Annotated in this window: 23 protein-coding genes; 10 read left to right on the top strand and 13 right to left on the bottom strand. The window is 55.7% G+C overall.

The genetic code is table 11. The annotated features are described in order from the left end of the window. The first annotated feature begins 75 nt into the window (after positions 1-75). A complete protein-coding gene (locus tag ACN1CO_RS05720) occupies positions 76-2,121 on the top strand; it encodes an FUSC family protein (protein WP_419138194.1) in 2,046 nt (681 codons plus the stop codon). A 343-nt stretch (positions 2,122-2,464) separates the two neighbouring features. On the opposite strand, the gene ACN1CO_RS05715 is transcribed toward ACN1CO_RS05720, so the two are convergent. Both ACN1CO_RS05715 and ACN1CO_RS05710 read right to left on the bottom strand, forming a co-directional pair. After that, the gene (locus tag ACN1CO_RS05715) at positions 2,465-2,800 is read right to left on the bottom strand and encodes a gamma-glutamylcyclotransferase family protein (protein ID WP_419138193.1); all 336 of its coding nucleotides are present in this window, start codon (positions 2,798-2,800) and stop codon (positions 2,465-2,467) included. 880 nt (positions 2,801-3,680) lie between these two features. Continuing rightward, on the bottom strand, positions 3,681-4,874 hold the full coding sequence (locus ACN1CO_RS05710) for a thioredoxin domain-containing protein (protein ID WP_419138192.1): 1,194 nt from the start codon (positions 4,872-4,874) through the stop codon (positions 3,681-3,683). A gap of 368 nt (positions 4,875-5,242) precedes the next feature. On the opposite strand from ACN1CO_RS05710, the gene uraH reads away from it, so the two are divergent. After that, positions 5,243-5,665 (top strand): hydroxyisourate hydrolase, encoded by a 423-nt coding sequence (gene uraH, locus ACN1CO_RS05705; RefSeq protein ID WP_419138191.1) that lies wholly within the window; start codon positions 5,243-5,245, stop codon positions 5,663-5,665. Between the two features lie 17 nt (positions 5,666-5,682). Here the strand turns inward: uraH and ACN1CO_RS05700 are convergent, their stop codons facing one another. Continuing rightward, complete coding sequence (locus ACN1CO_RS05700) at positions 5,683-6,600, bottom strand: LysR family transcriptional regulator (protein WP_419138190.1); 918 nt, start codon at positions 6,598-6,600, stop codon at positions 5,683-5,685. 153 nt (positions 6,601-6,753) lie between these two features. Between ACN1CO_RS05700 and ACN1CO_RS05695 the strand changes: the two genes are divergently transcribed. Both ACN1CO_RS05695 and ACN1CO_RS05690 read left to right on the top strand, forming a co-directional pair. Next, positions 6,754-7,503 carry a glucose 1-dehydrogenase gene (locus ACN1CO_RS05695; protein WP_419138189.1) on the top strand — a complete coding sequence of 250 codons (750 nt, stop codon included), beginning with the start codon at positions 6,754-6,756 and terminating at the stop codon, positions 7,501-7,503. Positions 7,504-7,683: 180 nt separating this feature from the next. Beyond that, entirely contained in the window at positions 7,684-8,784 is a 1,101-nt protein-coding gene (locus tag ACN1CO_RS05690) for an NADH:flavin oxidoreductase/NADH oxidase (RefSeq protein WP_419138188.1), read from the top strand. Positions 8,785-8,827: 43 nt separating this feature from the next. Here ACN1CO_RS05690 and ACN1CO_RS05685 read toward each other — a convergent pair whose 3' ends face one another. Then, positions 8,828-9,412, bottom strand: coding sequence for an NUDIX domain-containing protein (locus ACN1CO_RS05685; protein WP_419138187.1), 585 nt, complete (start codon positions 9,410-9,412; stop codon positions 8,828-8,830). An 83-nt stretch (positions 9,413-9,495) separates the two neighbouring features. Here ACN1CO_RS05685 and ACN1CO_RS05680 point away from each other — a divergent pair, with 83 nt between their 5' ends. Continuing rightward, positions 9,496-10,245 carry a DeoR/GlpR family DNA-binding transcription regulator gene (locus ACN1CO_RS05680; RefSeq protein WP_419138986.1) on the top strand — a complete coding sequence of 250 codons (750 nt, stop codon included), beginning with the start codon at positions 9,496-9,498 and terminating at the stop codon, positions 10,243-10,245. Here ACN1CO_RS05680 and ACN1CO_RS05675 read toward each other — a convergent pair. After that, the gene (locus ACN1CO_RS05675; RefSeq protein WP_419138186.1) at positions 10,238-10,756 is read right to left on the bottom strand and encodes a glutamate racemase; all 519 of its coding nucleotides are present in this window, start codon (positions 10,754-10,756) and stop codon (positions 10,238-10,240) included. The two genes, ACN1CO_RS05680 and ACN1CO_RS05675, sit on opposite strands and share 8 nt — an antisense overlap. A 240-nt stretch (positions 10,757-10,996) precedes the next feature. Continuing rightward, positions 10,997-11,140, bottom strand: a complete 144-nt coding sequence (locus tag ACN1CO_RS05670) for a hypothetical protein (protein ID WP_419138185.1) — start codon at positions 11,138-11,140, stop codon at positions 10,997-10,999. Positions 11,141-11,482: 342 nt separating this feature from the next. On the opposite strand from ACN1CO_RS05670, the gene ACN1CO_RS05665 reads away from it, so the two are divergent. Beyond that, the gene (locus tag ACN1CO_RS05665) at positions 11,483-12,514 is read left to right on the top strand and encodes an NADP-dependent oxidoreductase (RefSeq protein WP_419138184.1); all 1,032 of its coding nucleotides are present in this window, start codon (positions 11,483-11,485) and stop codon (positions 12,512-12,514) included. A 41-nt stretch (positions 12,515-12,555) separates the two neighbouring features. Here the strand turns inward: ACN1CO_RS05665 and ACN1CO_RS05660 are convergent, their stop codons facing one another. The 7 genes from ACN1CO_RS05660 to ACN1CO_RS05630 all read right to left on the bottom strand — a co-directional run bounded on the left by ACN1CO_RS05660 (position 12,556) and on the right by ACN1CO_RS05630 (position 21,533). Then, positions 12,556-13,416 (bottom strand): PfkB family carbohydrate kinase, encoded by an 861-nt coding sequence (locus ACN1CO_RS05660; protein ID WP_419138183.1) that lies wholly within the window; start codon positions 13,414-13,416, stop codon positions 12,556-12,558. Positions 13,417-13,418: 2 nt separating this feature from the next. Next, entirely contained in the window at positions 13,419-14,276 is an 858-nt protein-coding gene (locus ACN1CO_RS05655; protein ID WP_090961029.1) for a MurR/RpiR family transcriptional regulator, read from the bottom strand. Further along, complete coding sequence (locus tag ACN1CO_RS05650; RefSeq protein WP_419138182.1) at positions 14,276-15,247, bottom strand: ABC transporter permease; 972 nt, start codon at positions 15,245-15,247, stop codon at positions 14,276-14,278. The genes ACN1CO_RS05655 and ACN1CO_RS05650 overlap by 1 nt, the downstream gene beginning before the upstream one ends. A gap of 32 nt (positions 15,248-15,279) precedes the next feature. Continuing rightward, on the bottom strand, positions 15,280-16,782 hold the full coding sequence (locus ACN1CO_RS05645) for a sugar ABC transporter ATP-binding protein (RefSeq protein ID WP_419138181.1): 1,503 nt from the start codon (positions 16,780-16,782) through the stop codon (positions 15,280-15,282). A gap of 16 nt (positions 16,783-16,798) precedes the next feature. Continuing rightward, positions 16,799-17,839, bottom strand: a complete 1,041-nt coding sequence (locus ACN1CO_RS05640; protein WP_419138180.1) for a substrate-binding domain-containing protein — start codon at positions 17,837-17,839, stop codon at positions 16,799-16,801. A 53-nt stretch (positions 17,840-17,892) separates the two neighbouring features. Further along, on the bottom strand, positions 17,893-18,873 hold the full coding sequence (locus ACN1CO_RS05635; protein ID WP_419138179.1) for a TIM barrel protein: 981 nt from the start codon (positions 18,871-18,873) through the stop codon (positions 17,893-17,895). A gap of 302 nt (positions 18,874-19,175) precedes the next feature. Next, a complete protein-coding gene (locus ACN1CO_RS05630) occupies positions 19,176-21,533 on the bottom strand; it encodes a membrane-bound PQQ-dependent dehydrogenase, glucose/quinate/shikimate family (RefSeq protein ID WP_419138178.1) in 2,358 nt (785 codons plus the stop codon). Between the two features lie 475 nt (positions 21,534-22,008). Between ACN1CO_RS05630 and ACN1CO_RS05625 the strand changes: the two genes are divergently transcribed. From ACN1CO_RS05625 to ACN1CO_RS05610, 4 genes are all read left to right on the top strand, one after another. Then, entirely contained in the window at positions 22,009-22,233 is a 225-nt protein-coding gene (locus ACN1CO_RS05625) for a hypothetical protein (RefSeq protein ID WP_419138177.1), read from the top strand. A gap of 69 nt (positions 22,234-22,302) precedes the next feature. Further along, positions 22,303-22,860 (top strand): helix-turn-helix transcriptional regulator, encoded by a 558-nt coding sequence (locus ACN1CO_RS05620; protein WP_419138176.1) that lies wholly within the window; start codon positions 22,303-22,305, stop codon positions 22,858-22,860. Between the two features lie 421 nt (positions 22,861-23,281). Continuing rightward, positions 23,282-24,295 (top strand): GT-D fold domain-containing glycosyltransferase, encoded by a 1,014-nt coding sequence (locus tag ACN1CO_RS05615; RefSeq protein WP_419138175.1) that lies wholly within the window; start codon positions 23,282-23,284, stop codon positions 24,293-24,295. A gap of 188 nt (positions 24,296-24,483) precedes the next feature. After that, positions 24,484-25,806 (top strand): MFS transporter, encoded by a 1,323-nt coding sequence (locus ACN1CO_RS05610; RefSeq protein ID WP_419138174.1) that lies wholly within the window; start codon positions 24,484-24,486, stop codon positions 25,804-25,806. Positions 25,807-25,862 lie beyond the last annotated feature (56 nt).

Raw genomic sequence — 25,862 nt, 5'->3', positions numbered from 1 at the left:
AATTTAACTAAGAGTAAAACGCAGGCGCATCTGTCAGGATACGCGCCTCAGAAAGTTCCTGGTTGCTCTCATTAGATGAAATGGTTTACCAAAAACGCGGTTTTGTTTGCCTGCAAAACCTCTCTTGCCGCGTTTATCGCACTCTCTGTGGCGCTGTTACTTAACTTCGAAAAACCTGCCTGGGCGCTGACGACCGTATTTGTCACTTCGCAACTCTATGCGGCCTCAACCGTCTCGAAATCGCTGTTTCGACTGTTGGGCACGCTGCTGGGCGGCATCTTTATTCTGCTCATCTATCCCGAAACCGTGCAGTCGCCGGTCCTGTTCAGCCTCTGTGTGTCGCTATGGGTGACGGTCTGCCTTTATCTTTCTCTGCATGACCGCACGCCGAAGAGCTACATCTTTATGTTGGCCGGTTACAGCGCGGCAATTATGGGCTTTCCCGACGTGGATACGCCGTCGGCGATTATCAACACGGTGATTTCACGTATTGAGGAGATCACGCTGGGGATCCTCTGCAGCACGCTGGTTCACCGGCTGGTGTTTCCGGTGTCGATGCATCATCTGCTGGGGCAGAGCGTCAATCTCTGGTTTCTGAACGCGCGCAAACTCTGTGATGAACTGATTAGCGGGATGGCGAAGAATAAATCGCTGGAGCGGGAAGATATCCTGATTCAGATGGCGGGGTATCCGCTGAATGTTGAAACGCTGCTGACGCACTGCGTCTATGAGGGTGAGGCGGCGCGCAATGTCATCCGTCTGGTCAGCGTGCAGTATCAACATCTGACCTATCTGCTCCCGACCCTGACCGCGATTGAGTCACGGCTGGGGGTACTGGCCGAACTGAACATTCGTTTTCCGCAGTGCGTCACCGACGTGTTTCAGGAATTTCTGTTGTGGCTTCATCACGACCGCATTAACGATATTGCCGGGCTGCGCGAGGCGATTGCTGCCAGTCAGGCGACCCTGGAAGAGGAGTGGCGGGCAGGGCGACTGCCAACCGAAGAGAGCCTGCTGCTGATTGGCTTGCTGGAGCGGATGGCTAACTTTGTGCGTATTGCCGATGCCTATGAGAATGTCAGCGCGCGCGCCGGAGATCTCTACAGCCACGGTGATGGCGCGGCGATCCGCAATATCCGGGAGCATCGTCATATCGATAAAGGCCTGCTAAGGCTGTCCGCACTGACCGCGTTTCTGGCAACCTTTCTCTCCAGCCTGTTCTGGATTGGCAGCGGCTGGGCTGACGGTGCCAATGCGCCTTTGATGGCAGCAATCATCAGTTCATTCTTTGCCGGGGTTGATTCCCCGGTGACGCCGATGAAGCTGTTTGTGAAAGGGGTGGTGATAGCGCTGGTGGTGAGCCTGTTCTACATCGCTTTTCTGATCCCGCAGGCCAATACCTTACAGGCGCTGATGATCTGTCTGCTGCCCGGTCTGATGCTGCTGAGTCTGGTGATCGCCAATCCCGCGACCAATCTGATAGGGCTGAGTGTCGCCATTCAGATCCCGGGTTTTATCGGATTAAGCCATCACTTTGTGCCGAACCTGATCGTCACTCTGAATGCGGCCATCTCCTCGATGGTGGGGATCCTGTTCGCGGTGGTGCTGACGGCGCTAATCCGCAACAAACGGCCTTCATGGATAGCCAGAAGAGCGGTGCAGCGTGGGCTGCGCGACCTGTTGGGGTTTATCAAAATGATAGAGCGCAACTCTGCTACATTGCTGTCACGTCAGCAATTTATTGCCCGGATGCTCGACAGGGTGAACATTATTCTGCCGCGTAAACGGCTCGATCCGGTACCGGATATAGTGGTGGGAGGGTATCTGATCACGGAGACCTGGCTGGGTGCCAACTGCTATGACTTCTATGCACGATATCGCGACGTGCTGGAGAGTCACCGGATAGATAGCGGGCAGATGTTTCACGAGCTGGCGCTCTATCTGAAGCGCAAGATGAAGTCACTGCAGTTAGCGCCGCATCAGGATCTGCTGGAAGAGCTGGATTTGTTGCTGTTGCGGCTGGAGCCGATTGCACGACAGGAAAGTGCAGCCGTCGCGCCGTTAATTCATCTGTTTAATATCCGGGTGTCACTGTTTCCGCATCAGCGCTGGCCGGAGTAAAGCGTATAGGGCTGGTGGTGTTTAGAACGGTAGTAATTAAAGTAGCAGATAGCTTTTTAGTTACATCATACAAAAGGTCTGGCCTTAAAATAAGGTCAGACATCGTGCCTGTTTATGTGGTCTGGCACAAAAATGGGCTGGCTGTGTAAGAAAGACAGGGATGACGAAGTGAGGGTTTGATCCGACATTATACTGATTTAAAATCAGTGTGTTGCATACTATTTCCTGTCAGCCAGACACAGATACCGTCATTTGGGTATTCAGCCCAGACGCGCATCCTGCAGCGGCTTAAACCAGCAATAAGAGCAGGGCGCGCGCAATTCAGTGCGGGCTGGAATGTGGTTCAGTTGTTTATCTGTGGCTGGAGCTGATAAATCCACGCGGTGTAATGCTGATTATCGCCGGCAGAAACGCGAGCTTCGACGCGATCATAGCCATCTTCAAACGCATCCAGCATGGGCCAGTGGGCATCCAGCTGGTCGGAGATAAACAGATATCCCGGTACTTCGGGGCCATGCTCATCCAGAACGATGCCAGGAAAATCGGCCGCTGCGCCCCAGCCACGCTCATAGAAGGTGCCGTTCACCGAACCCGCCAGCCAGTCTCCGCCAATGTTTTCCAGGATATGGGCGTTCTCGCGGCCCGGGCAGAGCGTGCCATAAACAAATAAGCGCTTCATTTTCTCTCATCATGGAATCCGTCGAAGCCAGCAACTTTAACGTGCCTGAAATCGGATGTCATGTCGCTGTGGGGATTTTCTGGAATGGATGGATAAACGGGCCAAAAACGCAGGTCGAAATGACGCGCTGTGACAAATTCTGCGACCAAAGGGCCACATGGGCATCTCAGAATTTACGTAGCGTCGCCATTTTGAATTGAGCATATTGTTAGGTCTGGCTCAGTGAAGCGGGAGATTCCTGATGGGATGGCTCGTGCGACATTTGCGTTATCAAACCTGATTGCCTAACGATGAGCTGCGGGATGACGGGCAGAACGTTTAAAGCAGAACAGTGCAAAGCTATGAGAACAGCGTGCTCAGCCTGGAAAGGTTCCTGACAACAACGGACACCCAAAAATGACGGAGCGGAACTGACTGTGATAGGAAGGCAGAGGGCAATCATGAAGCCTGCGAAAATCGCGCAGTCTGATGGGTGTGATAAGCTGACTGGGCAGAATGTCATAAAAGGTCAGAATCCGGGAATTCAGCGGTGTCCGGGCATCATAATGAAGTAGGCACCAAAGAGCGCATAATGTATATTATGTTAAATAAGATATCTGGTTAGCCGTTTAGCCTCATTATTCTGTTCCCTGCCGTGCTGTTATCCTCGTTGATCATCATTGTCCTCAATGGCGCCTGCTGCTGGCCGTGAGATAAAACGTCATCGCATCTTCTGCCCGTGAACCTCCGTCATCATTCACGACTTTCACATTGATGACTGGCCCCAGATACGCACTCACTGTTTCTCCAGCGCATCCGCTAAATAGAAACCCCCGCTGCTAAATCTCGCGGGGGTTTCTCCGAACTCAGTTGTCATTACGTTACGGTGAGTATGCCGGGTTTAATTACCTGCCGAACCCAGGGCTTTATTGATCGCCGCCTGCAGCATCTCTTCCATTGCACCACCCGGGAAAACTGTCACCGTCTCTGCGGTCGCACCTGACAGAGGCATAACGATCATTGCCGGTGTTCCCTGAAAACCGGTATTTTTCGCCAGGATATCCGTGCGGGACAATGTGCCGAGCATATCACTGCTTTTTAACTTACCGGCACCAGCTGCAGACGCAGCTTTGGTGACATCTTTTTGAGTCAGCGCACCTTCAACATGTCCACTGGCAAATAGCGCATTGTGGTACTTCATATAGGCATCACCGCCCTTTTGTTGCCAGATTCGTAATCCGGTTTCGGCCGCCTGGAAAGACGGTTTCCAGCGATAACCAAAAATGGGCCACTCTTTGAAGATAAAGCGCACCTGAGAATTATTCTTCATCAGCGATTGAATGATCGGTGCCTGACGCGCGCAGACGCTGCATTGATAGTCGAAGAATCCGATAACCGCGACTTTAGCGTCCTCAGGTCCAATGGCAGGCACGGTTTTATCATTCAGCAGTTCATCCTGATGCTGAATGGCTGCTGTGGTCATCGCTTTCATCTGCTCATCATACTGAATTTTCTGCAGTTTCTGATCCACTTCAATCAGTAATTCCGGATGCTTTAACAGATAGTCTTTCGCCAGTTCGCCAATACGCGCTTCCTGTTCAGGCGTAAACAGCGCCTCATCGGCTGGCGTCTGCGCGGTTTTTTGCGTGGCATCCCTATCGGTTACTGCTGGCTGTGGCTCACTCTTTTCTGCCACGGGAGCTGCCTCAGCAGGCGGATTAGCAGCCGGTGAAGGCTGATTGCTCTCAGGCTGTGCCTGAACTGGCGCAGAAGTCGCAGCTTCCTGCGATGCCGGAGCGGCGCTGGCTTCTGGCGCAGTCGCGACGGATGGCTGCTCTACCGAAGCCGGATTGGATGACGTTGTCGCCACGGAATCATCCGGTTGCTGCGATGGCTCACGGGTTTCTGTCACGGCTGGCGCTTCAGAACTGGCTGGCTGCTGATCCGGCTGCGAAACAGCGGATGCAGCCGCTTCAGGCTGGATAACGGTATTCACCGCGGGATCAGCAGCCGCGGGTTCTGCCGCCATTGCAGTTGAAACGCCGGAAGCGCCAGCCAGTAACATCATGGCCAGCGCCAGTTTATTCATTCTCATTGCTTATCGTCCTGAATGTGGGATCGCTCACGTGTGATGGCGATTTCGGCAGTGCCGCGCTGGGTATTTTCATTAGTGGGGTCTGTAACTCATTGACTCACGTCATGTAAAACCGATTTAAACCTGTTGCCGCCCTGCTTTTCTGCTGAATTTACAGAAGATTTAATCTGCAGCTTCTGTTTTCTGCTTGGCTATAACCGCACGAAGGTTGAATAAGGGATCAATATAAAATTTGTATGATGTAACTAAAAGCATGTCCCTTTCTCAGAAATTTCACATTTCCCTCTGTTCATTATCCCTTCGCCCTCATGCGCTTTACTCTCTGCGCACTGTCACCCGACTTCAGACAATCAATAAAGGAAACGTTGATGAAAACTTCATATGCTTTGATCGCAACATTACTGATGACCTCTGGCGCATCTGCTATCGCAGCCCAGCCGGTTGCGGCTAAAAACCCGCTGAGTGTGCACGTTCTTAACCTGCAAACCGGTCAGCCTACGGCAGGTATTGAGGTTGAACTGGATCAAAAGCAACAGGATAACTGGGTGAAACTGGCGTCAGGTGTCACCGATAATAACGGTCGCATCAGCGCCCTGTTCCCTCAGGATAAAACCGCCAGCGCAGGCAGCTACCGCGTCGTATTTAAAACCGGTGATTTCTATAAAAAGACCAACCAGAAAACGTTCTTCCCGGAGATCCCGGTTGAGTTCAACATGGAAGCCAGCGGTGAACACTACCACATTCCGTTACTGCTGAGCCCGTTTGGTTACTCAACCTATCGCGGCAATTAATCTGCCCAATCCGGCACTCAGGTGCCGGATTCCCCCGCTACCCGCGCAGGAAAACATTCCACCAGCCAGTCGATAAATACCCGTAGCCGTTGCGTCACATGGCGGTTTTGCGGATAGACCAGATGAAACGGATAACCCGCAGGACGCCAGTCGCGCAGAATCTCCACCATATCGCCCTGCCGCAGAATCGACGACAGCGAATAGCTGAACGTCTGAATAATTCCCAACCCGGCCAGTCCCGCCGCCAGATGCGCGTTACTTTCATTTACACCAATGCGATGCGCGCTGGTGATCTCAATTTTCTCCCCCTGACGTTCAAACCGTAGCGGAAATGGCTTGCCGGTTTGCGGTGAAAGATAACTCACCAGCCGGTGTCCGTTACGCAGTTCATCGGGATAGGCTGGAACGCCAAATGCTTTCAGATAGGCGGGCGTCGCGCAGGTGATCAGCGTGGCGTGCCCTATCAGCCGGGCAATCAGGGTGGAATCGACCAGCGGACCGCCCCGGATCACACAATCAATGTTGTCGCTAATCAGATTGGCCGGGCGATCGGAGACACCAAGGTCCAGCGTAATGTCCGGATAGCGGGCAAAGAAATCAGGCAGTAGCGGAATAAGAATATCTCTGGCGGTAGACCCGCCAATATCTACACGTAACTGCCCGCGCGGTTTACTGCGCCGCGCATTAAAACAGGCATCAATATCCTCGAGATTGTGCAGGATACGCAGCGCTTTCTCATAGTATTCCTGACCTTCCGCGGTGACGGTCACGCGCCGCGTGGTGCGCTGCAGTAGCCGGACGGAGAGATGCGCTTCCAGCTCCTGAACCAGCTTGCTCAGCGTCGCTTTCGGCATGTTCAGCGAGTCCGCCGCCCGGGTAAAACTGCCGCTTTCCACTACCCGTGAAAAGGCTTTAATCGCCATAAGCTGATCCATTCCATCCCCTCTATTATCCACCCACATGGATAGTCATTTTCATTTTAACGGATTTATCCGTCAATCCGCCTCTCTTACAGTAGCCATCAGTCCGGCAGCCCCGCTGACCGTGAAGAGATAAATCTGTCAAAGAAACCATTTGGAGAAGAGCACATGAACGCATCACTCGCAGGAAAAATTGCACTGGTTACAGGCGGAACAAGCGGTATTGGCCTGGCCACCGCACGGGAGCTGGCGGCACAGGGCGCGCAGGTATTCATTACCGGCCGACGCCAGGCTGAGCTGGATGCCGCGGTTGCTGACATTGGCGGAACCGTCAGCGGCATCCGTGCAGACGCCTCACAACTGCACGATCTCGACGAGGTTTACTCCCGCATCGCATCACAGGCAGGACGGCTGGATATCCTGTTCGCCAATGCCGGTGGCGGCGACATGCTGCCGCTGGGCGCGATTACTGAAGAGCATTTTGACCGGATCTTTGGTACCAACGTGCGCGGCGTGTTGTTTACCGTGCAGAAAGCTCTGCCTTTACTGGTTGATGGCGCGTCGGTGATTCTGACCGGTTCAACTGCCGGGACACAGGGAACAGAGGCGTTTAGCGTCTACAGCGCCAGTAAAGCGGCAGTGCGTAACTTTGCCCGTTCGTGGGCGCTGGATCTGAAAGATCGCGGCATCCGGGTCAATGTCGTGAGCCCTGGTCCGGTTCGTACGCCTGGGCTGGGCGATCTGGTGAGTGAAGATCAGCGTCAGGGCTTGTTTGATGCGCTGGCCGCACAGATACCGCTTGGCCGCATAGGTGAGCCGCAGGAGGTAGCCAGAACCGTGGCGTTTCTGGCCTCTGATGCCGCCAGCTTTATTAATGCGACTGAACTGTTTGTCGATGGCGGAATGGCCCAGGTCTGAGTGCTGATAACAGACCCCGTTGCAACGGCAGCGGGGTATGCATCTCGCTGGCTAAGCGCAGCGGATTACTCAGCTAAGCCCAGCCGCAGTCACAAAAAGTCACGTTGCATTCATCCCGCCCGGTCAATCCCCCGCTATAGTTATTCCCTGTCACGTCCGTCATAACACCATGGAGATAACATGAGCCAACTTTTTTCCACTGTCTCGCTGGGCGAACTTACGCTGGATAACCGCATTGTGATTGCGCCGATGTGCCAGTACTCCGCTGAAGCAGGCAATGCGACCGCCTGGCACCGGATCCATCTTGGTCAGCTGGCCTTTTCCGGCGCCGGTCTGATGATTATTGAAGCCACTGCCGTCGAAGACATTGGCCGTATCTCTCCCGGCGATCTCGGTTTGTGGAATGATGACAATGAAGCCGCGCTGAAAACAGTTCTGGAAGATGTGCGCCGCTACTCCTCTATTCCGATCGGTATGCAACTGGGCCATGCGGGACGCAAAGCATCGTGTGCCGTTCCCTGGGAAGGCGGAAAGCAGATTGCGCCCGATGCCGGTGGCTGGCAAACCGTAGCCCCGTCAGCCGTGAGCTACAGCGAGGGTGAAGTTAAACCGCTGGCCATGAGCATTGACGATCTGCAGCGAGTGAAACAGGCCTTCGTGGATAGCGCCCGTCGCGCGGTGCGTCTGGGTATTGAGCTGATCGAAGTACATGCCGCGCACGGTTATCTGCTGCATCAGTTCCTTTCGCCGCTGTCGAATCAGCGCAGCGATGAATATGGCGGTTCGCTGGAAAACCGTATGCGCTTCCCGCTGGAGGTATTCAAAGCCGTTCGTGAAGCCGTACCGGCTGCCGTGCCGGTCGGCGTGCGCATTTCCGCAACTGACTGGGTCGAAGGCGGCTGGGAAATCGAGCAGTCGCTCGCCTTCTCCCGTGAGCTGGAAGCGCTGAGCTGCGCCTATATTCACGTCTCAAGTGGCGGACTGTCGGAAAAACAGAAAATCAGCGTCGGCCCGAATTATCAGGTGCCGTTCGCCCGCGATATTCGTGAGCAGGTGTCGATTCCGGTGATTGCGGTTGGCCTGATCACTGAACCCCAGCAGGCAGAAGATGTTCTGCAACGGGGCGAAGCGGACCTGGTGGCGCTCGCACGCGGCATTCTCTATGACCCACGCTGGCCATGGCACGCCGCTGCCGCGCTGGATGGCAAAGTGCAGGTTCCGCCGCAGTATCTGCGTTCCGAACCGCACGATGTAAAAGGCATCCTGACGCAGGATCAGTAAGCTTTAACGGGCAGGCCGCGTTAACCGTGGCCTGCCCGCTCTCTTATAAAATGCCTTTCAGCCGCAGATGCTGCAGCAACATAATGGTCTTGGCATCCACAATCTCGCCCTGATCAATCGCCCGTAGTGCCTGGTCGAAACCGATCTCCAGCACCTCAATATCTTCGCCCTCTTCCGCGATTCCGCCGCCTTCCCCGCTGCGCGCCTGATCACCATACTCAGCAATGAAGAAGTAAAGCTTCTCGGTCACCGAACCGGGACTCATAAAGGCTTCAAACACCTTCTCTACCCGACTCACACGAAAACCGGTTTCTTCTTCCGCTTCGGCAACAATACGCGCTTCCGGCGAGGCGTTATCCAGCAGACCGGCGGCCGCTTCAATCAGAAAGCCATCATGCCCGTTCAGGAAAACCGGAAAGCGAAACTGCCGGGTCAGTACCACCGTGCGTTTGTCACGGTTATAAAGCAGGATCACCGCGCCGTTACCCCGGTCATAGGCTTCACGGCTCTGCTCCTGCCACTGACCATCACGGCGCAGCAGCGAGAAGGTATATTTCTTCAGGGTATACCAGTTATCTGACAGCAACTGCTCGTTGATGATGCGCACGCGGGGATGGTTCTGCTGCATGATGCTCTCCAGGATGAGTAGACAGCCTTCACGCTATCATGCACAATCGTGCAACTTCAAGAAAAAACATGCAGAGACAAATCATGCTATCCAGCCAGAGAAAACAGACGATCCTCGCCCTCCTCGCCAAGGAAAAACAGGTACAGTCGCGCGATCTTAGTCAGCGTTTTGGCCTCTCCGAAGACTCTATCCGCCGCGACCTGCGTGAACTGGCGGCCGAAGGATTGCTGCAGCGGGTGCATGGCGGCGCGCTGCCGGTTTCTGCTGCGCTGGGTACGTTTGAAACACGCAAAAGCGTGCAGACCGCGTCCAAACAGGTTATCGCGCAGAAGGCGGTCTCGCTGATCCAGCCGGGACAGATTGTGCTGATTGATGGCGGGACCACCAGCGCGGAACTGGTGCGACAGTTACCCGCCACGCTCAGCTTTACCGCCGTGACCCACAGTCCCAGCGTGGCGCTGGCGTTGGCCGATCATCCACTCGTGGAGATCATACTGATTGGCGGGCAGCTCTATAAGCATTCGGTAGTAACGGTGGGCGCAGCAATGCTGGAGTCGATCAACCGCATCAACGCCGATCTCTTTTTTATGGGCGTCACCGGTGTGCATCCGGCGGCGGGCCTGACCACCGGGAATTTTGAAGAGGCGACGGTGAAACGGGCGCTGGCAGGACGCGCAGCGGAAACCGTGGTGCTGGCGTCCGCCGAAAAGCTGAATTCGGCTTCGGCATTTGCCATTGGCGATCTGTCGCTGGCGAATATGCTGGTCGTGGAAACCCAGCCGGACGAGGCGCTGCAACAGGCGCTCAGCCAGCATAGTGTGACGATCATCTGAGATCGTAGCAGGCCTGCAACGCAAGATGCGGTCCGGTCAGCGGTCGCTGCATATCGGGAAACTGCTGTGCAACGGGCGTCATCGAGCTTTGCGCCAGGGCTACGGCAACCGCTCCCTGCTGATAAGCCTGCTCTGCCGCCGCCCTGATAAGTGCAAAATAGCCTGCTGTATCTCCCGCTTTAAACGCCGCCCATGCGCCCTCCACCAGCGCAACGTTCACCTGGCTGCCGGGCTGACAGAAAAGTGCCCGCGTCGCCGCAAGGGTCGATTCAGCCGCGCAGAGCGCCACCGTTGAGCCTGACTGATCCTGCAACGCTTCCGCTAACATCCCGTCGGTGCGCATCACCCTGTCCTGCACAGAGAACTCATCGGCAACCGGCCCCAGCGTCGAGCAGGTGATCAGCACCGCATCGAACTGCGGCAGCAGCGCCTTGATCATTTGCGCGATACGGAGGCGTAACGCCGCCGTCATCCCGCCGCTGCGTTCCGCCTCGGCCAGCAGCGCAGGCATTACCAGATGATTTAAGGGCGGATTGACACGTGCCAGTGCGCGGGCGGCATCATCAAAGATTGCGATATTACTGGCTGCGGTATGAAAGCAAAGAATATTCAGGGTAAGCTCCGGTTCATCATAATGTCAGCGTGCGGGTGGCCATACGGCATGCTGGATAACGACACGATAACCATCCTTTGCCGATAAATTTAAGGCATAAAAAAACCCGCCTTAGCGGGTTCTGGAGGAAGCTGACGGTCAACCTGCTTTTACTTCACGGGAGCGTAATGTGCCTGAGCGCTCTGCCAGATCAAAAGATTCTTTGAGCTGACGCATTGCTTCCGCTTTACGCTCTGCAACTGTCATTTTTTTCATGGCTGAAATATCGTGTTTTGAGTACATAACCTCTTCCTCCTTCGCCTGGGGCGATGTTTACTTCATATATTACATCACGGGGTGAAGCGCGTATCCACCCTGATTAGTTCCTGCATGCGTGTCATGCCGCACTGCTGATGACACGCCTGACCGTTTTTGCAAGAAGATGTGAATAGTCTTCAGGATAATCCCGAGCCGGAAATCTCCCTGCAACTGCCGCGCTGCTGCGGTCAGCACGCTTTACCGATTATCCAGGAAATCACCTTACCGCTCAGAGCGCTAAACGCATTCCCGCTGCAGTCATCTACACTTTCCCGGTATTCATACGGCAATGCCCTGTGCATGGCCCGGCTATAAAAGGAAGACAATATGACTGAACAAGCAACCCAGAACCACGCCTGGTTACTGGCTTCACGCCCTCACGGTGAGCCGACCAAAGAGAATTTCCGCCATGTAGCGCAGCCCTTGCCGGAAATTAAAGAGGGTGAAGTGCTGCTGAAGACCCTCTACCTCTCGCTTGATCCCTATATGCGTGGCCGGATGGATGACGGTAAGTCCTACGCCGCGCCCGCAGAGCTGGATCAGCCCATGGTGGGCGGCACCGTCTGTCAGGTCGCCGAATCGAAAAACAGCGACTTCAAAACCGGTGACTTAGTGCTGGCGCAGAGCGGCTGGCAGGAATATGCCGTCTCCGATGGCAAAGAGATCGCCAAGCTGGGCAACGATATGCCACATCCTTCATGGGCGCTGGGCATTCTCGGTATGCCAGGCTTTACCGCCTATATGGGTCTGATGGATATCGGTCAGCCGAAAGCGGGTGAAACCCTGGTGGTTGCCGCCGCAACCGGCCCGGTGGGCGCAACGGTCGGTCAGCTGGGTAAACAGAAAGGCTGTCGCGTCGTCGGTGTCGCGGGTGGCGAAGAGAAATGCCGTTATGCGGTTGATACGCTGGGCTTTGATGCCTGCCTCGATCACCACAGTGCCGACTTTGAAGAGCAGCTGAAAAATGCCTGCCCGGAGGGTATCGATATCTATTTCGAAAACGTCGGTGGCAAAGTGTTTGATGCGGTATTCCCGCTGCTGAACACCGCGGCACGCGTGCCGGTCTGTGGTCTGGTCTCCGCTTACAGCCAGCGTGAACTGCCGAAAGGCCCGGACAGAACCTCACTGATCATGGCGGGTATTCTGAAGCGTCGTATCCGTATGCAGGGCTTTATCATCTTCCAGGATTATGGCGACCGCTATCCGGAGTTCCTGAAGGCGATGACGCCACTGGTGGAAAGCAAAAAAATCCACTATCGCGAGCACATGATTGAAGGATTAGAAAACGCGCCACAGGCGTTTATCGATATGCTGAACGGCAAGAACTTCGGTAAAACCGTGGTGAACGTCGGCGCATAATTGCGTTAGCGTGCCGCGTCGCTGACGTGGCACGCTATGAATCAGTGCGGCTGCCGGGAAACATGTTCGGCAGCGGCACGGTTAGCTTCACTGACCGCCTCGCCCAGCGTCGCGCCGACACTCAGGCGCTGACACAATACCCCGACAAAACAATCCCCGGCACCGTGCGTGCTGACCAGCGTCACCTTCTGCGCCGCCAGCGTGTGCGTCTCTCCGGCTTCGCTGTAAGCCACACCGTTTTCACCCGCTGTCACGACCACTCTGGCAAAGCGTCCCGCCAGCGATTCCGCTGCGGCACGCGCGGAGGTCAGATCCTGCACGCCGATCCCGCACATATCACGTGCTTCAATAGCGTTCACCACCAGCAGATCGATACAGTCTTCAAACGCTGCCGACAACGGCCGGGCGGGCGCCGCGTTGACGCAGACCGTAATCCCCCGCTGCCGTGCTGCCTGGGCCGCGCAGAGGTTCACCGCTTCCGGGACCTCGTTTTGCAGTACCAGCAGCGAGACATCCTGCCAGAAGCCGGGCTGTTCAAAGGTCGCCAGCGGGATCTGCTGATTCGCATTGGAGACCACGACCGCACCGTAATCCCCTTCGGCATCGGTAATCGCCACGCTCATTCCCGAGGGAAGCTCACTGATCACACTCACCTGCGTGCAATCGACACCGGCCTGCTGCAGATGATCCAGCAGGAATTGCCCCTGCTGATCGCGTCCCACCGCACCGGCAAATCGCACCGCTGCACCCGCACGGGCCGCCGCCACCGCCTGATTCCCGCCCTTGCCGCCAAACTTATAGTGACAGGCGCTGCCCATCACCGTTTCGCCTTTCTCCGGACGATGATGCGCGTCCAGCATAATGTCGTAATGAAGACTGCCGGTGACTGCAATTTTGCTCATAGCTAGAATTCCCGCAGATCCTGAACCGCATGCTGGGTTTTCATCAGGTTCTTCTCCGCCCGCTTCAGATCTTTCTTGGCGATAGCGACAAACAGCGCATCCAGAATATTGAGCTGGGCGATGCGTGACGCGGCGTTTTCACCCAGCAGATGCGATCCCTGAGAGGTTGAATTGAGGACCACATGCGCACTCTGCGCGATCGGGGATTCGGCGTAGTTAGTAATGGCAATCACCTTCGCGCCATTCTTTCCCGCCAGTTTGACCGGATCGTTCACCGCACGTGTCGCACCCGAATGGCTGATGGCGATAACCACATCGTCATCAGATAACACGGCGGCGGACATCAGCATGATGTGAGCATCGTCATAGGCGGTCGACTTGATGCCGATCTTCAGCATCTTGTGCGACAGGTCCCGCGCCACGGCGGCAGACCCGCCGACGGCATAGAGATCGATATGACGCGCTTTAAAGATGATGTCCGCCGCCCGATTGAATTCAGAGACATCCAGAATCGATAAGGTCTCTTCGATGGCCTGGATAGAGGTTCTGAACACTTTGGCCAGCAACTGCTCCGACGAATCATCCGGCTCAATTTCCGCATGCAGCCCCGCCACTTCAGACTGGTTGTAGTAGATCAGACCACTTCTGAAATGCCTGAAGCCGGTGAAGTTAAGCTTTTTGGTAATCTTAACGATCATCGCTTCAGAGACATTATTCTCCTGCGCAATCTCCTTGAGAGAGGACTGCTCGGTAATGTCGGTTCGGGCAATAATTGCCTCCGCCACACGTCGTTCTAACGGCGTCAGCTGGGGCAAACGCATACGAATCTGAGCGCCAATGGCTCGCGGATCTTGCTTCATTACTTGCCTCGGGTCGCCCGGTCAATCAACATCGCTATGATAATAATAAGGCCGGTAGCGAGCAATTGATAAAAGGCCTGAATGTTCAGTAAGGTCAAGCCATTACGTAACACCCCGAGGATCACCACGCCAATCAGCGTGCCGAAGATACTCCCCTTACCGCCCATCAGGGATGCGCCGCCAATGGCCGCCGCTGCGATAGCGTCCAGCTCCCACAGGTTGCCGATCGTCGGCTCGGCAGCACCCAGACGACCAATCAGAATCAGCGAGGCGAGTGACGCCAGCAGACCGGAGAAGATGTAAACCGTCACCTTGGTGCGCTTCACCGGCACACCCGCCACCCGCGCCGCCTCTTCATTGCCGCCAATCGCCAGAATATATTCCCCCAGCGGGGTCTTATTCATCACCGTCCACAGCACCAGCGCAATCACCGCCACAATCACAATCGGCGTGGGAATGCCAAACAGCATGCTGTTAATCAGTGTGCGGAATTCCAGCGGAATCCCGAACACCGGATTGCCGCCGGTATAGATCAGCGCGATGGCACGGAACAGCGACAGGCCGCCCAGCGTAACGATAAACGGCTGCAGCCCGGCATAAGCAATCAGCGAACCGCTGAACAGCCCGCACATCGCGCCGACGCCCAGCGTGGCGAGGATCGCGAGCGGCACCGGCACCCCCAAAGTCATCAGCGTAGCACCCAGCACCGCCGAGAGCGCTGCCGTGGGACCGACCGAGAGGTCAATCCCGCCGGAGATAATCACCAGCGTCATGCCCAGGGCAATCAGGGCGTTGATCGAAGACTGCTGCAGGATATTCAGCAGATTTGGCACCGTGAAAAAGACCGGCGACAGAAATGAAAATGTCACCACGATAATCAGTAAGCCAATTAAGGTACCGGCATCGCGCACGTTAAATTTAAGCCGCAGCGCGGGTCGGGTACCCGGCCCGGTGGAGGTCTGAGTCGTCATAATGTTAACCTTAAATAGTGTCAGGTAAGCGGTCAGGCGGTCTGGTCGATATCTTTAATGGCATAGCGGGCGATGTTCTCTTCGGTAATCGCGCTGCCGGTGAGCTCTTTGGTGATCCGCCCCTCCCGCATCACCAGCACCCGGTCAGAGATGCGCATGATCTCGGTCATCTCTGACGACACGACCACGATGGCTTTGCCCGCCTGCGCCAGTTTTTCGATCAGGTGATAGATTTCAGACTTGGCGCCAATGTCGATGCCGCGCGTCGGCTCATCAAACAGGAACACATTGGCATCCGCGGCTACCCAGCGACCGATGATCACTTTCTGCTGATTGCCGCCGCTCAGCGTGCCGATGGTTTTTTCGATGTCGAGCGGACGCAGTTTCAGGTCGCCCATCACCCTCAGCGCTTCCCGATCGAGTCGGGCCTGGTTCATCAGCCCCGCCGAGGTAAAACGGTGCATCGACGGCAGCGCCATGTTCATCTTCACCGCCCGCTCTTTGATAATGCCCTCTTTCTTGCGGTCTTCCGGCACCAGGCCAATACCCGCTTTGATCGCCGCGCGTACGTTGTGGTTCTGCACTGCATTGCCGTTGACGCTTACCGTGCCAGCGGTGCGTCTGTCGATACCGGCAATCAGCTTCAGCAGTTCGGTGCGCCCGGCCCCCACCAGCCCGGCAATTCCCAGCACTTCGCCAGCCCGCACGCTGAAGCTGGCGGCCACCACGTCGTTGCCACGCGTCAGGTCCTCGACCCGCAGCACTTCGCGATCGCTGACAAACGCCTGATGGTCGAGCTTGTCGATCTTCCGTCCGACCATTTTGGCGACGATGCTCTCCTCGTCTTCATCACTGATGTTGACCACGCCCACCTGCTTTCCGTCACGCATAATGGTGGCGCGGTCGCAGACCCGGAAAATCTCATTCATCTTATGCGACACGTAGATCAGCGAGACGCCGGTCGATTTTAAGTCGCCAATTAGCTCCGCCAGCCGGTCGAACTCGCGGGGCGTCAGGCTGGAGGTCGGCTCATCCATCGCAATGATTTTCGCGTCATCCAGCAGCGCCCGGGCAATCTCCACAATCTGCTGCTGCGACACCTTGAGGTTCCTGATCGGCGTATCGGGATCGATCGTGGGATCCAGCGTCTTAAGAATCAGCGTCGCCCGCGCCAGCTGGGCTTTTTTATCTACCCACCAGCCGCCAGCGCGGGTCAGCGGACGACCCAGGAACATGTTCTGCGCCACGGACAGCTCAGGAACGTGCTGCAACTCCTGGTGGATCATGGCGATCCCGGCCTGACGGGCGCTAAGCGGACTGCGGATCTGCACCCGGTTGCCGTTGACGCTGATCTCCCCGCTGTCCGCGCCGCGCACGCCGGAAAGGATATTCAGCAGCGTCGACTTACCCGCGCCGTTTTCCCCAATCAGCGCATGCACCTCGCCGGGCCGCACTGAGAAATCGACATCCTGCAGCGCAGCGGCGTTACCGTAACTTTTGCTGATACCGCGCATCATTAAGCGAAACTGTTCCATACCCGCCTCCGCCGGCTTATTGCTGAGCCAGCAGCTCGCGCAACCGGTTGTTGTCTTTGGTGGAGAACGCCTCGACATTCTCTTTGGTGATCAGCGCCTGTGGCGTAGAGATCACGCGCGACAGTTTCTGTCCATTGATCAGACGGATCATCACATCCATCGCCACTTCACCGGTCAGCACCGGGAAGCTGTCGACCGTGCCGGTGAGTTCACCGCGCTTGATCGACGCATAGGCATCGGAAATTCCGTCGGTGCCGAAGATCGCCACCTGTGAGGCTTTGTTCTGCGCCCGCACCGCTTCCACCACGCCCAGCGCCATGGTGTCGTTGTTAGCGTAGAAACCGATCAGATCGGGATGCTGCTGCAGAATGGTCGACGCAGCGTTGAAGGCCTGCTCGCGACTCCAGTTCGCCGGCACGCTGGCGACGATGGTGAACTTACCATTTGCGTCCAGCGTCTCTTTGAAGCCCCGGGTGCGCTGTCCGGCGGCATATACGCCCGGCTGCCCTTCAATCACCGCCACCTTGCCGCCCTGCGGATGATGCTGAATAAACCACTTCGCGACCCGCACGCCGTTATCCTTCTGCACATTGCCGACGTAGTAGCGCACATTCGGCATCACCGCATCGTTGACGTTCACCACCGGGATATTTTTACTGTTGGCACTCTCCAGCGCAGGCTGCAGGTTGATGTCGGTCTGCGGCGAAACCAGCAGGCCGTTGAAGCCCTGCGAAATCAGGGTTTCTGCAATCGAAAGCTGACCGAGCTGATCGTCTTCATTGGCTGCTGCCTGATACTCGACGGTAATGCCATACTTTTTCGCCGCATCCTGGTAGCCCTGGCCGAGCAGGCGCCAGTACTCATTGGTCAGGGTTTTCGATACCCCGCCAATCTTTAGCGACTTATCGACTTTCGGCAGCGCGCCATATTTGGTGTCGAGCTGGGTCCAGTCGGTGCGATCCGGTTCAGTGTCTGACTGCAACGGAGCCAGTTCTGCCGCGTAGACGGTGCTGCACAGCAGTGAGGAAGCGATAAAGGCAAGCAGGCGTTTTTTCATTTTTTTATTCTCAGCGTGTTGGGTAGAGTTTTTTGTTATGCAGGGTGCAGCTGTTATCGCGCCAGCATGATGTCATTGATGATCTGCTGGGAGGCCACCGCATCCTGGCGCTCGATGGCCGCCAGTAATGCCGCGTTGCCGTGCAGCTGGTCGCACAGCCTCAGCAGCCGGGTCACGGTTGCGATATTGCTTTCTGCTTCCCGGATCGGGTCAAGCCCGCTGGCATCCGGGAAGGTATCGAAGTAGTAGGCTCCGCTGTAGCCGTCGCGCTGCATCTGCCAGAGAAACTCCAGCGTGGCACGCGGATTAACCGAGGCGACCATCAGGCCGTCGTCGCGTTTGCCCCAGCCATCATTCAGATCCAGCCCCAGCAGCCGTGAGCGGCGCGCCACCATGGCAGCGGCGTAGGCCGGGATCTCATTGGCAAACAGCACGTGCGCAAAATCCAGGGTGATGCCCAGATTGGCGCAGCCCGCCTCTTCCACCGCCAGCAGGCAGGTGGTGGCGTTGGGGAAGATGCTGTAGGCGCGCGGCTCATTGGGTTTGTATTCGATGCTGACGTCGACGTCCGGGGCATACTCCGCCACTTCGCGCACGGCGCTGACCGCATCCTCCCAGATCTTCTTATAGTCCGCCTGGAAACAGTAATCGAACCCATCCTGCCCCATCCACAGGGTCATCAGCCGCGAACCAAACTCGCGGCCTGCATCGATGCCACGCTTGGTCAGCTCGATCGCTTCACGCCGTACTCTGGCATCAGGATGGGTAAACGCGCCGATTTTGAACTGCGGCGCATCCCAGCGCATCTGCATACCGTTGACGGCAAGACCCGCATCACTGATCGCCTGGCGCAAAGTGGGAATATCGCTGGTCAGATGCTGAGGAAAGTTGAGGTCGAGATGCGTTAAGCCTTTTACCTGGCCTGCGCGGGCAACCATCTGCAGCACAGAGGGCTTGCCCTGCTGATCAGGCCAGTAGAGGTGCGCCCCCGAGGCGAAAGAGTTGAGACGGGTAGCAAATTTCAGTTCCGACATGAGCATCAATCCTTCAGAGTGCGTATTGTGAAGTACTTTTCATGTTCACGATTAATTGTGAAGTTATGTATTAATCTACGCCTCGCGCTTCAATGCGCAAGTCTGTCAGGCCGGGGAAATCCTTAAACCGGGAGCGCTGTCACGAAATAGTTTCGGTGTGTTATCAGATGGATTACAGGCAGCGTGGGGAGAATTAAACTGAAATACAAGAGGTTGTAGCTGGAAGCTGGCGGTAAAAACTGGCTGGTATAAATATGAAAAAAGCTGAGCGCCAGGGCGGCGCTCAGCAGGTCGGGATGATTTTACTTCAGACGGAAAGCGACAACGCTGTCGCCCGCCGTGGTGCCGAGCGAGCCGTGGCCGCCTGCGGCAATGACCACATACTGCTTACCATCTTTACCCATAAAGGTGGATGGCGTGGCCTGCGCCCCGGCGCTGAGTTCAGTCTGCCACAGCAGTTCGCCAGTGGTGCTGTCGTAAGCACGGAAGAAGTTATCTGCCGTTGCGCCGTGGAACACCAGATCACCCGCCGTCAGCAGCGGTCCGCCGTGCGCGACCATTCCCATCGGGAAACCGAGCGGGAAGCGGCCAGGCAGGAAGCTGGTCTTGAGGTTCTTGGTGGTGCCGACGCGGCGCAGCCATTCGGTTTTGCCGGTGGTCAGATCCACACCCACCATCCGTCCCCACGGTGGCGCGATGCAGGGAATACCCAGACCCGACGCCATCTGCTGGATGTGGATAGCGTAGTCACCGTGGAAGTTCTCATTCCAGTACGGCGTGCCATCTTTGGTAAAGGTACGCTGGGTTTCGGTTTCCGGCGTGCGCTTAATCAGGTTGTATTTGTATGCCAGGCGCACCGGTGCCGCAATCAGCATCTGACGCTGTGGATCAACGGCCACGGAACCCCAGTTAAACACTCCGATATTGCCCGGGAAGATCAGCGAGCCTTTCTCGGTTGGCGGCGTCCACGGGTTACCGTCATAACGCAGCTCACGGAAGGTGGTGCGGCAGGCCATCTGGTCAAACGGCGTGATGCCCCACATTGACTTCTCAGTCAGCGGCTGCGGAATGAAGTTCAGGCTGGAGACCGGCTGCGTCGCCGCATACTGCTCGCCCTTAATACCATCCGTGGAGACCTTAACCTGCTCTACCGGGTAAACCGGTTCGCCGGTCAGGCGGTTCAGTACAAACAGATTGCCGGTTTTGGTCGGCAGGATCACCGCAGGCTGCGGTTTGCCCTGATAGTTGATGTCCACCAGCGACGGCTGTGATGGGTTATCGCGATCCCACAGATCGTGGTTCGAACTCTGATAACGCCATTTGAAGGCACCCGTTTTCAGATCCAGTGCCACCAGCGCATCACGGAATTTTTCGGTGTTGCTGGCCGGATCGCGTTCAATGCCGACTTCATCCGGCGAGGCGTTACCAAACGGCACATAGACCAGGCCGTTTTTCAGGTCCGCGCTCAGGGTCGCCCAGGCGATCGGGGTATCCTGCGGATAGGTTGCCCCTGCCGCGACCGGTGCGGTGTTATCCGGGTTAGCCGGATCGAAGTTCCACACCAGACGACCGCTGACGGCGTCATAGGCACGGATTACACCGGATGGGTTGCCGTTGTTGAAGCCGTTATCCATCACCGAACCGCCGACAATCACCAGATTGCCCGCCACCAGCGGTGCTGCGGTCTGCATCAGCGCATGCGGACGCACCTCGCCCATGTTGGCGCGCAGGTTCACCACACCGTTGTCACCAAAGTCAGCGCACGGCTTGCCGGTGTCGGCATCCAGCGCCAGCAGGCGGGCATCGGTGGTTGCATTGAAGATACGCTTGCGGCAGAGGGCCGGCGTTGCGCCCGTCTGCTGCTGCGCCTGCTGACCGGCGTCGAAGTAGCTCACGCCACGACAGGTCTGATGCTGCTGCAGATAGGAGCGGTTTTTATCCGGCATCGTTTTCCACTTCACCGCACCAGTTTCCGGGTCGAGAGCATGGACTTCGTTGTGCGGCGTACAGAAGTAGAGCATGCCGTTGGCTTTCAGCGGCGTCGCTTCAAAGGTGTATTCAGTCGCATCATCACCCTGACGCAGATCGCCTGTGTGATAAGTCCAGGCCACTTCCAGATCTTTGACGTTATCTTTGGTGATCTGCTTCAGCGCGGAGAAACGCTGGCCATCCGCCGTGCCGCCATAGGCGCTCCACTCTTCAGCGGCACCCCCGGTCGCAGAGGCGTTGCGCGGCGTGTTGATGGTGCCCTGCTGCGGCAGCGGATCGTAGAAGCAGAGACCGATAACCAGCAGCACCATCAGCACCACCGAACCACCGAGGAAAGGATGGAAACGCCGCTGCCCCTGATAGAGCGGACGTACTACCCATGGCAGAGCCAGCCAGACGCCCAGCACACCAAACAGGTCGCCGCGCGGGATCCACTGCCATTTGTCGAAGCCCACTTCCCAGATGGTCCAGAAGAGCGTGACCCACATCAGCAGCGCATAAAGCGTCAGCGCACTGCGTTTGTTCATCATCAGCAGAATCGCGCTGAGCAGAACGCCCACGCCCATCAGCGCATAGAACGCGCTGCCTCCTGCCAGCAGGAGTTGTCCTCCCATGTAAATCAGGGCGATAGCAAATATCACCATGATTATACTGGTTATTTTATTGATCATGATCCTTCCTCGGGTCATTAGCGGCGATTAAAAAGTTAAGCTGGAAACATAAATTCAACGAGATTTTAACGTAAGGTCGAAATATGTAAAAACGTGTGCAGGCGTAAATCATTAGTAATATTTATTATAAATGTTACCTGCTGAGGGGTTCAGGCCGCTTTTTTTACTTTCTGAAGAGGGAATAACGAGATAACCATCACAAAAAGTTAACCATAGGCGGCTAACTATCGCACCTTTTGTTCAAAGGCGAACGATTATCAGACAAGCGGTGCTTCTGTAATTCCCGGCTAAACGTTTTTACCAAATTGATATTCATGGCCAGCTAAATGGAATCTCCTTCTCAGGCCAGTAATAAATCACTTCACATATGGACTGCATCTCATCACTTTGACACTCACCTATGCATCAACGGGTGGACTCAATCACCGTTGACGAATGTCAACGCAGAGAATAGAATCCAATTATTCGGAGGCGAATGAAGAAACATCCGAACAAGCATATTCAGGCAGCCGTTGATTATGCGCTAAAGAATGGCTGGGTTTGGGTTCCACCGGGCGATTCAGCTCACTGCTTTTGCAAGCTGCGCTGCGGGAATCCAGCAGATGAGCATCGGGATCATCAAATGAGTGTGTGGTCTACTCCACGAAGCCCGGAGAACCACGCTAAGCAAGTCAGGCGCAAGGTCGATCACTGCAAATGATTTTGCCCGGTAAGCAGCGGTTAACCCCACTGTTTACCGGGTCACATACCAACGAAAAGGAGAGGTACTATGGCGCTTTATAACTTCACTCTGACACTCTCAGGCGTAACGTATGAGACCGAAGGACTGGAAGATGTGCTGTTTGAAAGCGGCTGTGACGATGCGCTAATTTGCGCATATGGCCGTTCTGTTTATCTGGAATTTGACCGTGAAGCAGACTCTCTGAACTACGCTATTGCATCTGCAATTGATAACGTTGAGTCTGCCCGTATCGGCGCGACAGTAACGTCTGTGGATTCTGCACTGGTCGGGCTAAGTGACATTGCAGAGATCACCGAAATGTCCCGCCAGGCCATCGCTATGCTGAAAGACGGCACGCGGGGTAACGGTGACTTCCCCTGCCCGATTCAGCGCATTAAAGGCCAGTCACCGCTTTGGGATTGGGCTGACGTTGCTGAATGGCTGGCAGAGAATGGGCGAATTAAAGCAGGCAGCGAACTGGTTGCTAACGCCCGTACACTCAGCAAATGGAATCTGGCGCTAAGAGCCAGTGTTTCAAAAGACTTTGCGGAAGTGGAGTCGATCGCCACCAGACTGATCGAACGACGCCGCCAGGTATGTGCATAGTTTTCGGGAAAAGGTAGCGATCGAAATCTTCAATCACGTCCTGGCTGATGACCAGGGTGAACGATTTTCAGTGTCAAATAATCATAATGGTTTATTCACCTTGCCCTGCAATAACTCTTAATGCTGAAATCGGCAAAGTGATTGCCCTGCTGTTTTTATCAGGATGATCATCAATGCTGACGTGGTGTGATGGCTTTTAAAATCATTTAATGATTCAGAACACACCACGAACTTATTAATTTCCAGGAAAATCAAAAACAGGGAATAGATTAATGAAAGAAGGAATTTCGCCGATGAAACCGATTTCAGATATTCCGTAGCCTGACGCGTTTTTTATCTGTGATATATATCATCACTCTTATTATTTATCCGGCCAGCAGGCGGGATTTTCTCTGGCAGCAATAACCCAGGCAGGTTAACCATGTCCGCACTTCATGCTATTTATCGCAAGTTTCGTTTCCCATTTAAATTTATCCATGCTGCCCTTCTTTATCCGGCTGCACAGGCACGGGTAAAACGTTATTCCGTCATGTCGATAGAAGAAACCATTGATCTGTTATTAAATAATCCACAATTATCGCTGGCCCGATATGGCGACGGTGAACTGGAAATGACCTGGTATAAAAATATTGGTTTCCAGCCGTTTGACCCGAAGCTCTCTGCCCGGCTCAAAGCCCTGCTGCAGCAGGAGACTGCGGCCAACCCCAATTGTCTGATCTGTCTGCCGGATGCGTTTCGCACCACCCGGAATATGCGAAGTGGATCGGCCCTGTTCTGGTTCTTCCATAAATCCTTTTACTTTAAATATTATGAGTCTCTGCTGAATAACCAGATCCACTATGGAAATACGTCTGTGACCCGGCCTTATCACGATTATAAAGGCAAGCAATTATCCCGGACGATATTTGATAAATTCAAACAACTCTATCAGGGCCGCCGGGTATTAATTGTTGAAGGCAGTGGCACACGTCTGGGATTAGGCAATGATTTACTGGAGGGGGCCAGCGAAGTTAAACGTATTACCACGCTGAACCGTAATGCCTTTTCCGTTTATGATCGCCTGTTTGAAACCGTTTCAGAGAATGCCGTCAACTTTGACCTGGTCTTAATTTCATTAGGGCCGACAGCCACGGTGCTGGCGTATGATTTAAGTCATCGCGGTATCCGCTGTATTGATAGTGGCCATGTCGATATTGAATATGAGTGGATGCTGGCCAGTGCCACTACAAAAATAAAAGTGGCAGGCAAAAACGTCAATGAAGCGGGCGTACTGCTGAGTGAAGAGACTACAGTGGCCGATGCCACTTACCAGCAGCAGATTTTGCTGCACGTAGGCGAAATGCCGCAGAGCAAGACCGCTGAAGAGGTTGCCATCGATGAAGCCGTGGTTATCCCACTGCCACACGTCAGCACAACGCATCACAACGCCGCCTGAGACTCACCAGCGACAGGCAACGGCTGCACCGCATTGATGCGCAGGCAAATAATTAGCCGGATCAGTTAACAGCCTTTAATGCGGGTTTGCAGCCCGCACGCACTTCCCGCCACTGTTTGCCGGATAACGGCCCTTCCGGCATCAATTTTGCTTCTGTTTTACTGAGACACTTAATCAGGAGAAGTGAGATGACATCCAGCCGTTACCGTTACACCATATTTTCACTGCTGTTCCTGATCGCCCTGATCAACTACATCGATCGCGGCGCCCTGTCATTTGCGGCCAACGCCATTGCGGCGGAGTACCACTTCAGCAAAGTCCAGCTCGGCGCGGTGCTGGGCTACTTTGGCTTTGGCTATCTGTTTGGTTCATTGTGCGGCGGCTTCCTTGCCGACCGTATCGGCACGAAAAAGGTCTGGCTGCTGGCCGGCGTGCTCTGGTCGCTGCTGGAAATCGCCACCGCCTGGGCGGGTGAACTGGGCATGGCACTGTTTGGCGGCTCCGCCATTATGGGCTTTGCTGCCCTGCGCATCCTGTTTGGTTTCTCCGAAGGCCCGGCCTATGCGCTGATGAACAAGGCGATTGCCCACTGGGCACCCGATAAGGAGCGTGGCTTTGCGCTGGGGATCGGCCTGCTCTCGACGCAGGTTGGCGCGCTGCTGACAGCACCGATTGCGGTTGGCCTGCTGCTGCTGACCCATGACTGGCGCATGATGTTTATCCTGCTGGGGGTGTTCTCGCTACTGGCGATGGCGCTGTTTGCCCACACCTTCAGCGACAGCCCGGATAAGAGTCCCCATACCAATGCGGCAGAACGCGCGCTGATCCAGAACGGTCAGCGCCGCAGCGCGGGCGACAGCGTGCCACTGCCCTGGTGGCGCTTCTTCACCAGCCGCACGCTGGTCTGCAACGCGCTGGGCTACTTCTCCTTCCTCTACATCACCTTTACCCTGGTGACCTGGATGCCGAAGTATCTGCAGGATAATTTTCATTACGACCTGCATTCGCTGTGGTATGTAGCGATGATCCCGTGGAGCGGTGCCTGCATCACGGTGCTGCTGGGCGGTCGCATTGCCGACGCCCTGCTGGCCCGCTTCCATAATCTGCGGCTGGCGCGCAATCTGTTTGCCGCCGTCACGCTGTGCGGCACCGCCTGCTGCTTTATGGCGATCCCGTATGTGCAGTCGGCCGCCGGGATCATTGCGCTGATGACCCTGGGCAATGCGCTGAATGCGCTGGTGAATAATGTCTACTGGTCGGTAGTGATTGATGTCACCCCGAAAGCATCGGTCGGCACCTACAGCGGCATGACGCTGGCGATAGCCAATCTGGCGGCGATTATCTCTCCGATGCTCTGCGGCTGGCTGGCGGAATATTACGGTTACAACGCGATGTTTACCGTCACTGCGGTCATCACCTTCGGTAGCATGCTGGCGATGACGCTGTTACAGCCGGAGAAGCCGCTGGTGGCCGACGCGCAGACCGGCGCGGCGGATGTTTCAGCCGCCTGATTTCAGACGCGCAGATTCCCTGACACGCGGGTGTTCACTCACCCGCGCAGACTCTC

Source organism: Pantoea sp. R13S299 (assembly GCF_048515925.1).
GTDB lineage: Bacteria > Pseudomonadota > Gammaproteobacteria > Enterobacterales > Enterobacteriaceae > Pantoea.
This window is presented reverse-complemented; position numbering and strand designations above follow the sequence as displayed.

What these genes read in the sequence shown, in the direction of transcription:
- ACN1CO_RS05720 (WP_419138194.1), top strand. Translation starts at nt 76, where the DNA reads ATGAAATGGTTTACCAAAAACGCGGTTTTGTTTGCCTGCAAAACCTCT.
- ACN1CO_RS05715 (WP_419138193.1), bottom strand. Translation starts at nt 2,800, where the DNA reads ATGAAGCGCTTATTTGTTTATGGCACGCTCTGCCCGGGCCGCGAGAAC.
- ACN1CO_RS05710 (WP_419138192.1), bottom strand. Translation starts at nt 4,874, where the DNA reads ATGAGAATGAATAAACTGGCGCTGGCCATGATGTTACTGGCTGGCGCT.
- uraH (WP_419138191.1), top strand. Translation starts at nt 5,243, where the DNA reads ATGAAAACTTCATATGCTTTGATCGCAACATTACTGATGACCTCTGGC.
- ACN1CO_RS05700 (WP_419138190.1), bottom strand. Translation starts at nt 6,600, where the DNA reads ATGGATCAGCTTATGGCGATTAAAGCCTTTTCACGGGTAGTGGAAAGC.
- ACN1CO_RS05695 (WP_419138189.1), top strand. Translation starts at nt 6,754, where the DNA reads ATGAACGCATCACTCGCAGGAAAAATTGCACTGGTTACAGGCGGAACA.
- ACN1CO_RS05690 (WP_419138188.1), top strand. Translation starts at nt 7,684, where the DNA reads ATGAGCCAACTTTTTTCCACTGTCTCGCTGGGCGAACTTACGCTGGAT.
- ACN1CO_RS05685 (WP_419138187.1), bottom strand. Translation starts at nt 9,412, where the DNA reads ATGCAGCAGAACCATCCCCGCGTGCGCATCATCAACGAGCAGTTGCTG.
- ACN1CO_RS05680 (WP_419138986.1), top strand. Translation starts at nt 9,496, where the DNA reads ATGCTATCCAGCCAGAGAAAACAGACGATCCTCGCCCTCCTCGCCAAG.
- ACN1CO_RS05675 (WP_419138186.1), bottom strand. Translation starts at nt 10,756, where the DNA reads ATGCCTGCGCTGCTGGCCGAGGCGGAACGCAGCGGCGGGATGACGGCG.
- ACN1CO_RS05670 (WP_419138185.1), bottom strand. Translation starts at nt 11,140, where the DNA reads ATGTACTCAAAACACGATATTTCAGCCATGAAAAAAATGACAGTTGCA.
- ACN1CO_RS05665 (WP_419138184.1), top strand. Translation starts at nt 11,483, where the DNA reads ATGACTGAACAAGCAACCCAGAACCACGCCTGGTTACTGGCTTCACGC.
- ACN1CO_RS05660 (WP_419138183.1), bottom strand. Translation starts at nt 13,416, where the DNA reads ATGAGCAAAATTGCAGTCACCGGCAGTCTTCATTACGACATTATGCTG.
- ACN1CO_RS05655 (WP_090961029.1), bottom strand. Translation starts at nt 14,276, where the DNA reads ATGAAGCAAGATCCGCGAGCCATTGGCGCTCAGATTCGTATGCGTTTG.
- ACN1CO_RS05650 (WP_419138182.1), bottom strand. Translation starts at nt 15,247, where the DNA reads ATGACGACTCAGACCTCCACCGGGCCGGGTACCCGACCCGCGCTGCGG.
- ACN1CO_RS05645 (WP_419138181.1), bottom strand. Translation starts at nt 16,782, where the DNA reads ATGGAACAGTTTCGCTTAATGATGCGCGGTATCAGCAAAAGTTACGGT.
- ACN1CO_RS05640 (WP_419138180.1), bottom strand. Translation starts at nt 17,839, where the DNA reads ATGAAAAAACGCCTGCTTGCCTTTATCGCTTCCTCACTGCTGTGCAGC.
- ACN1CO_RS05635 (WP_419138179.1), bottom strand. Translation starts at nt 18,873, where the DNA reads ATGTCGGAACTGAAATTTGCTACCCGTCTCAACTCTTTCGCCTCGGGG.
- ACN1CO_RS05630 (WP_419138178.1), bottom strand. Translation starts at nt 21,533, where the DNA reads ATGATCAATAAAATAACCAGTATAATCATGGTGATATTTGCTATCGCC.
- ACN1CO_RS05625 (WP_419138177.1), top strand. Translation starts at nt 22,009, where the DNA reads ATGAAGAAACATCCGAACAAGCATATTCAGGCAGCCGTTGATTATGCG.
- ACN1CO_RS05620 (WP_419138176.1), top strand. Translation starts at nt 22,303, where the DNA reads ATGGCGCTTTATAACTTCACTCTGACACTCTCAGGCGTAACGTATGAG.
- ACN1CO_RS05615 (WP_419138175.1), top strand. Translation starts at nt 23,282, where the DNA reads ATGTCCGCACTTCATGCTATTTATCGCAAGTTTCGTTTCCCATTTAAA.
- ACN1CO_RS05610 (WP_419138174.1), top strand. Translation starts at nt 24,484, where the DNA reads ATGACATCCAGCCGTTACCGTTACACCATATTTTCACTGCTGTTCCTG.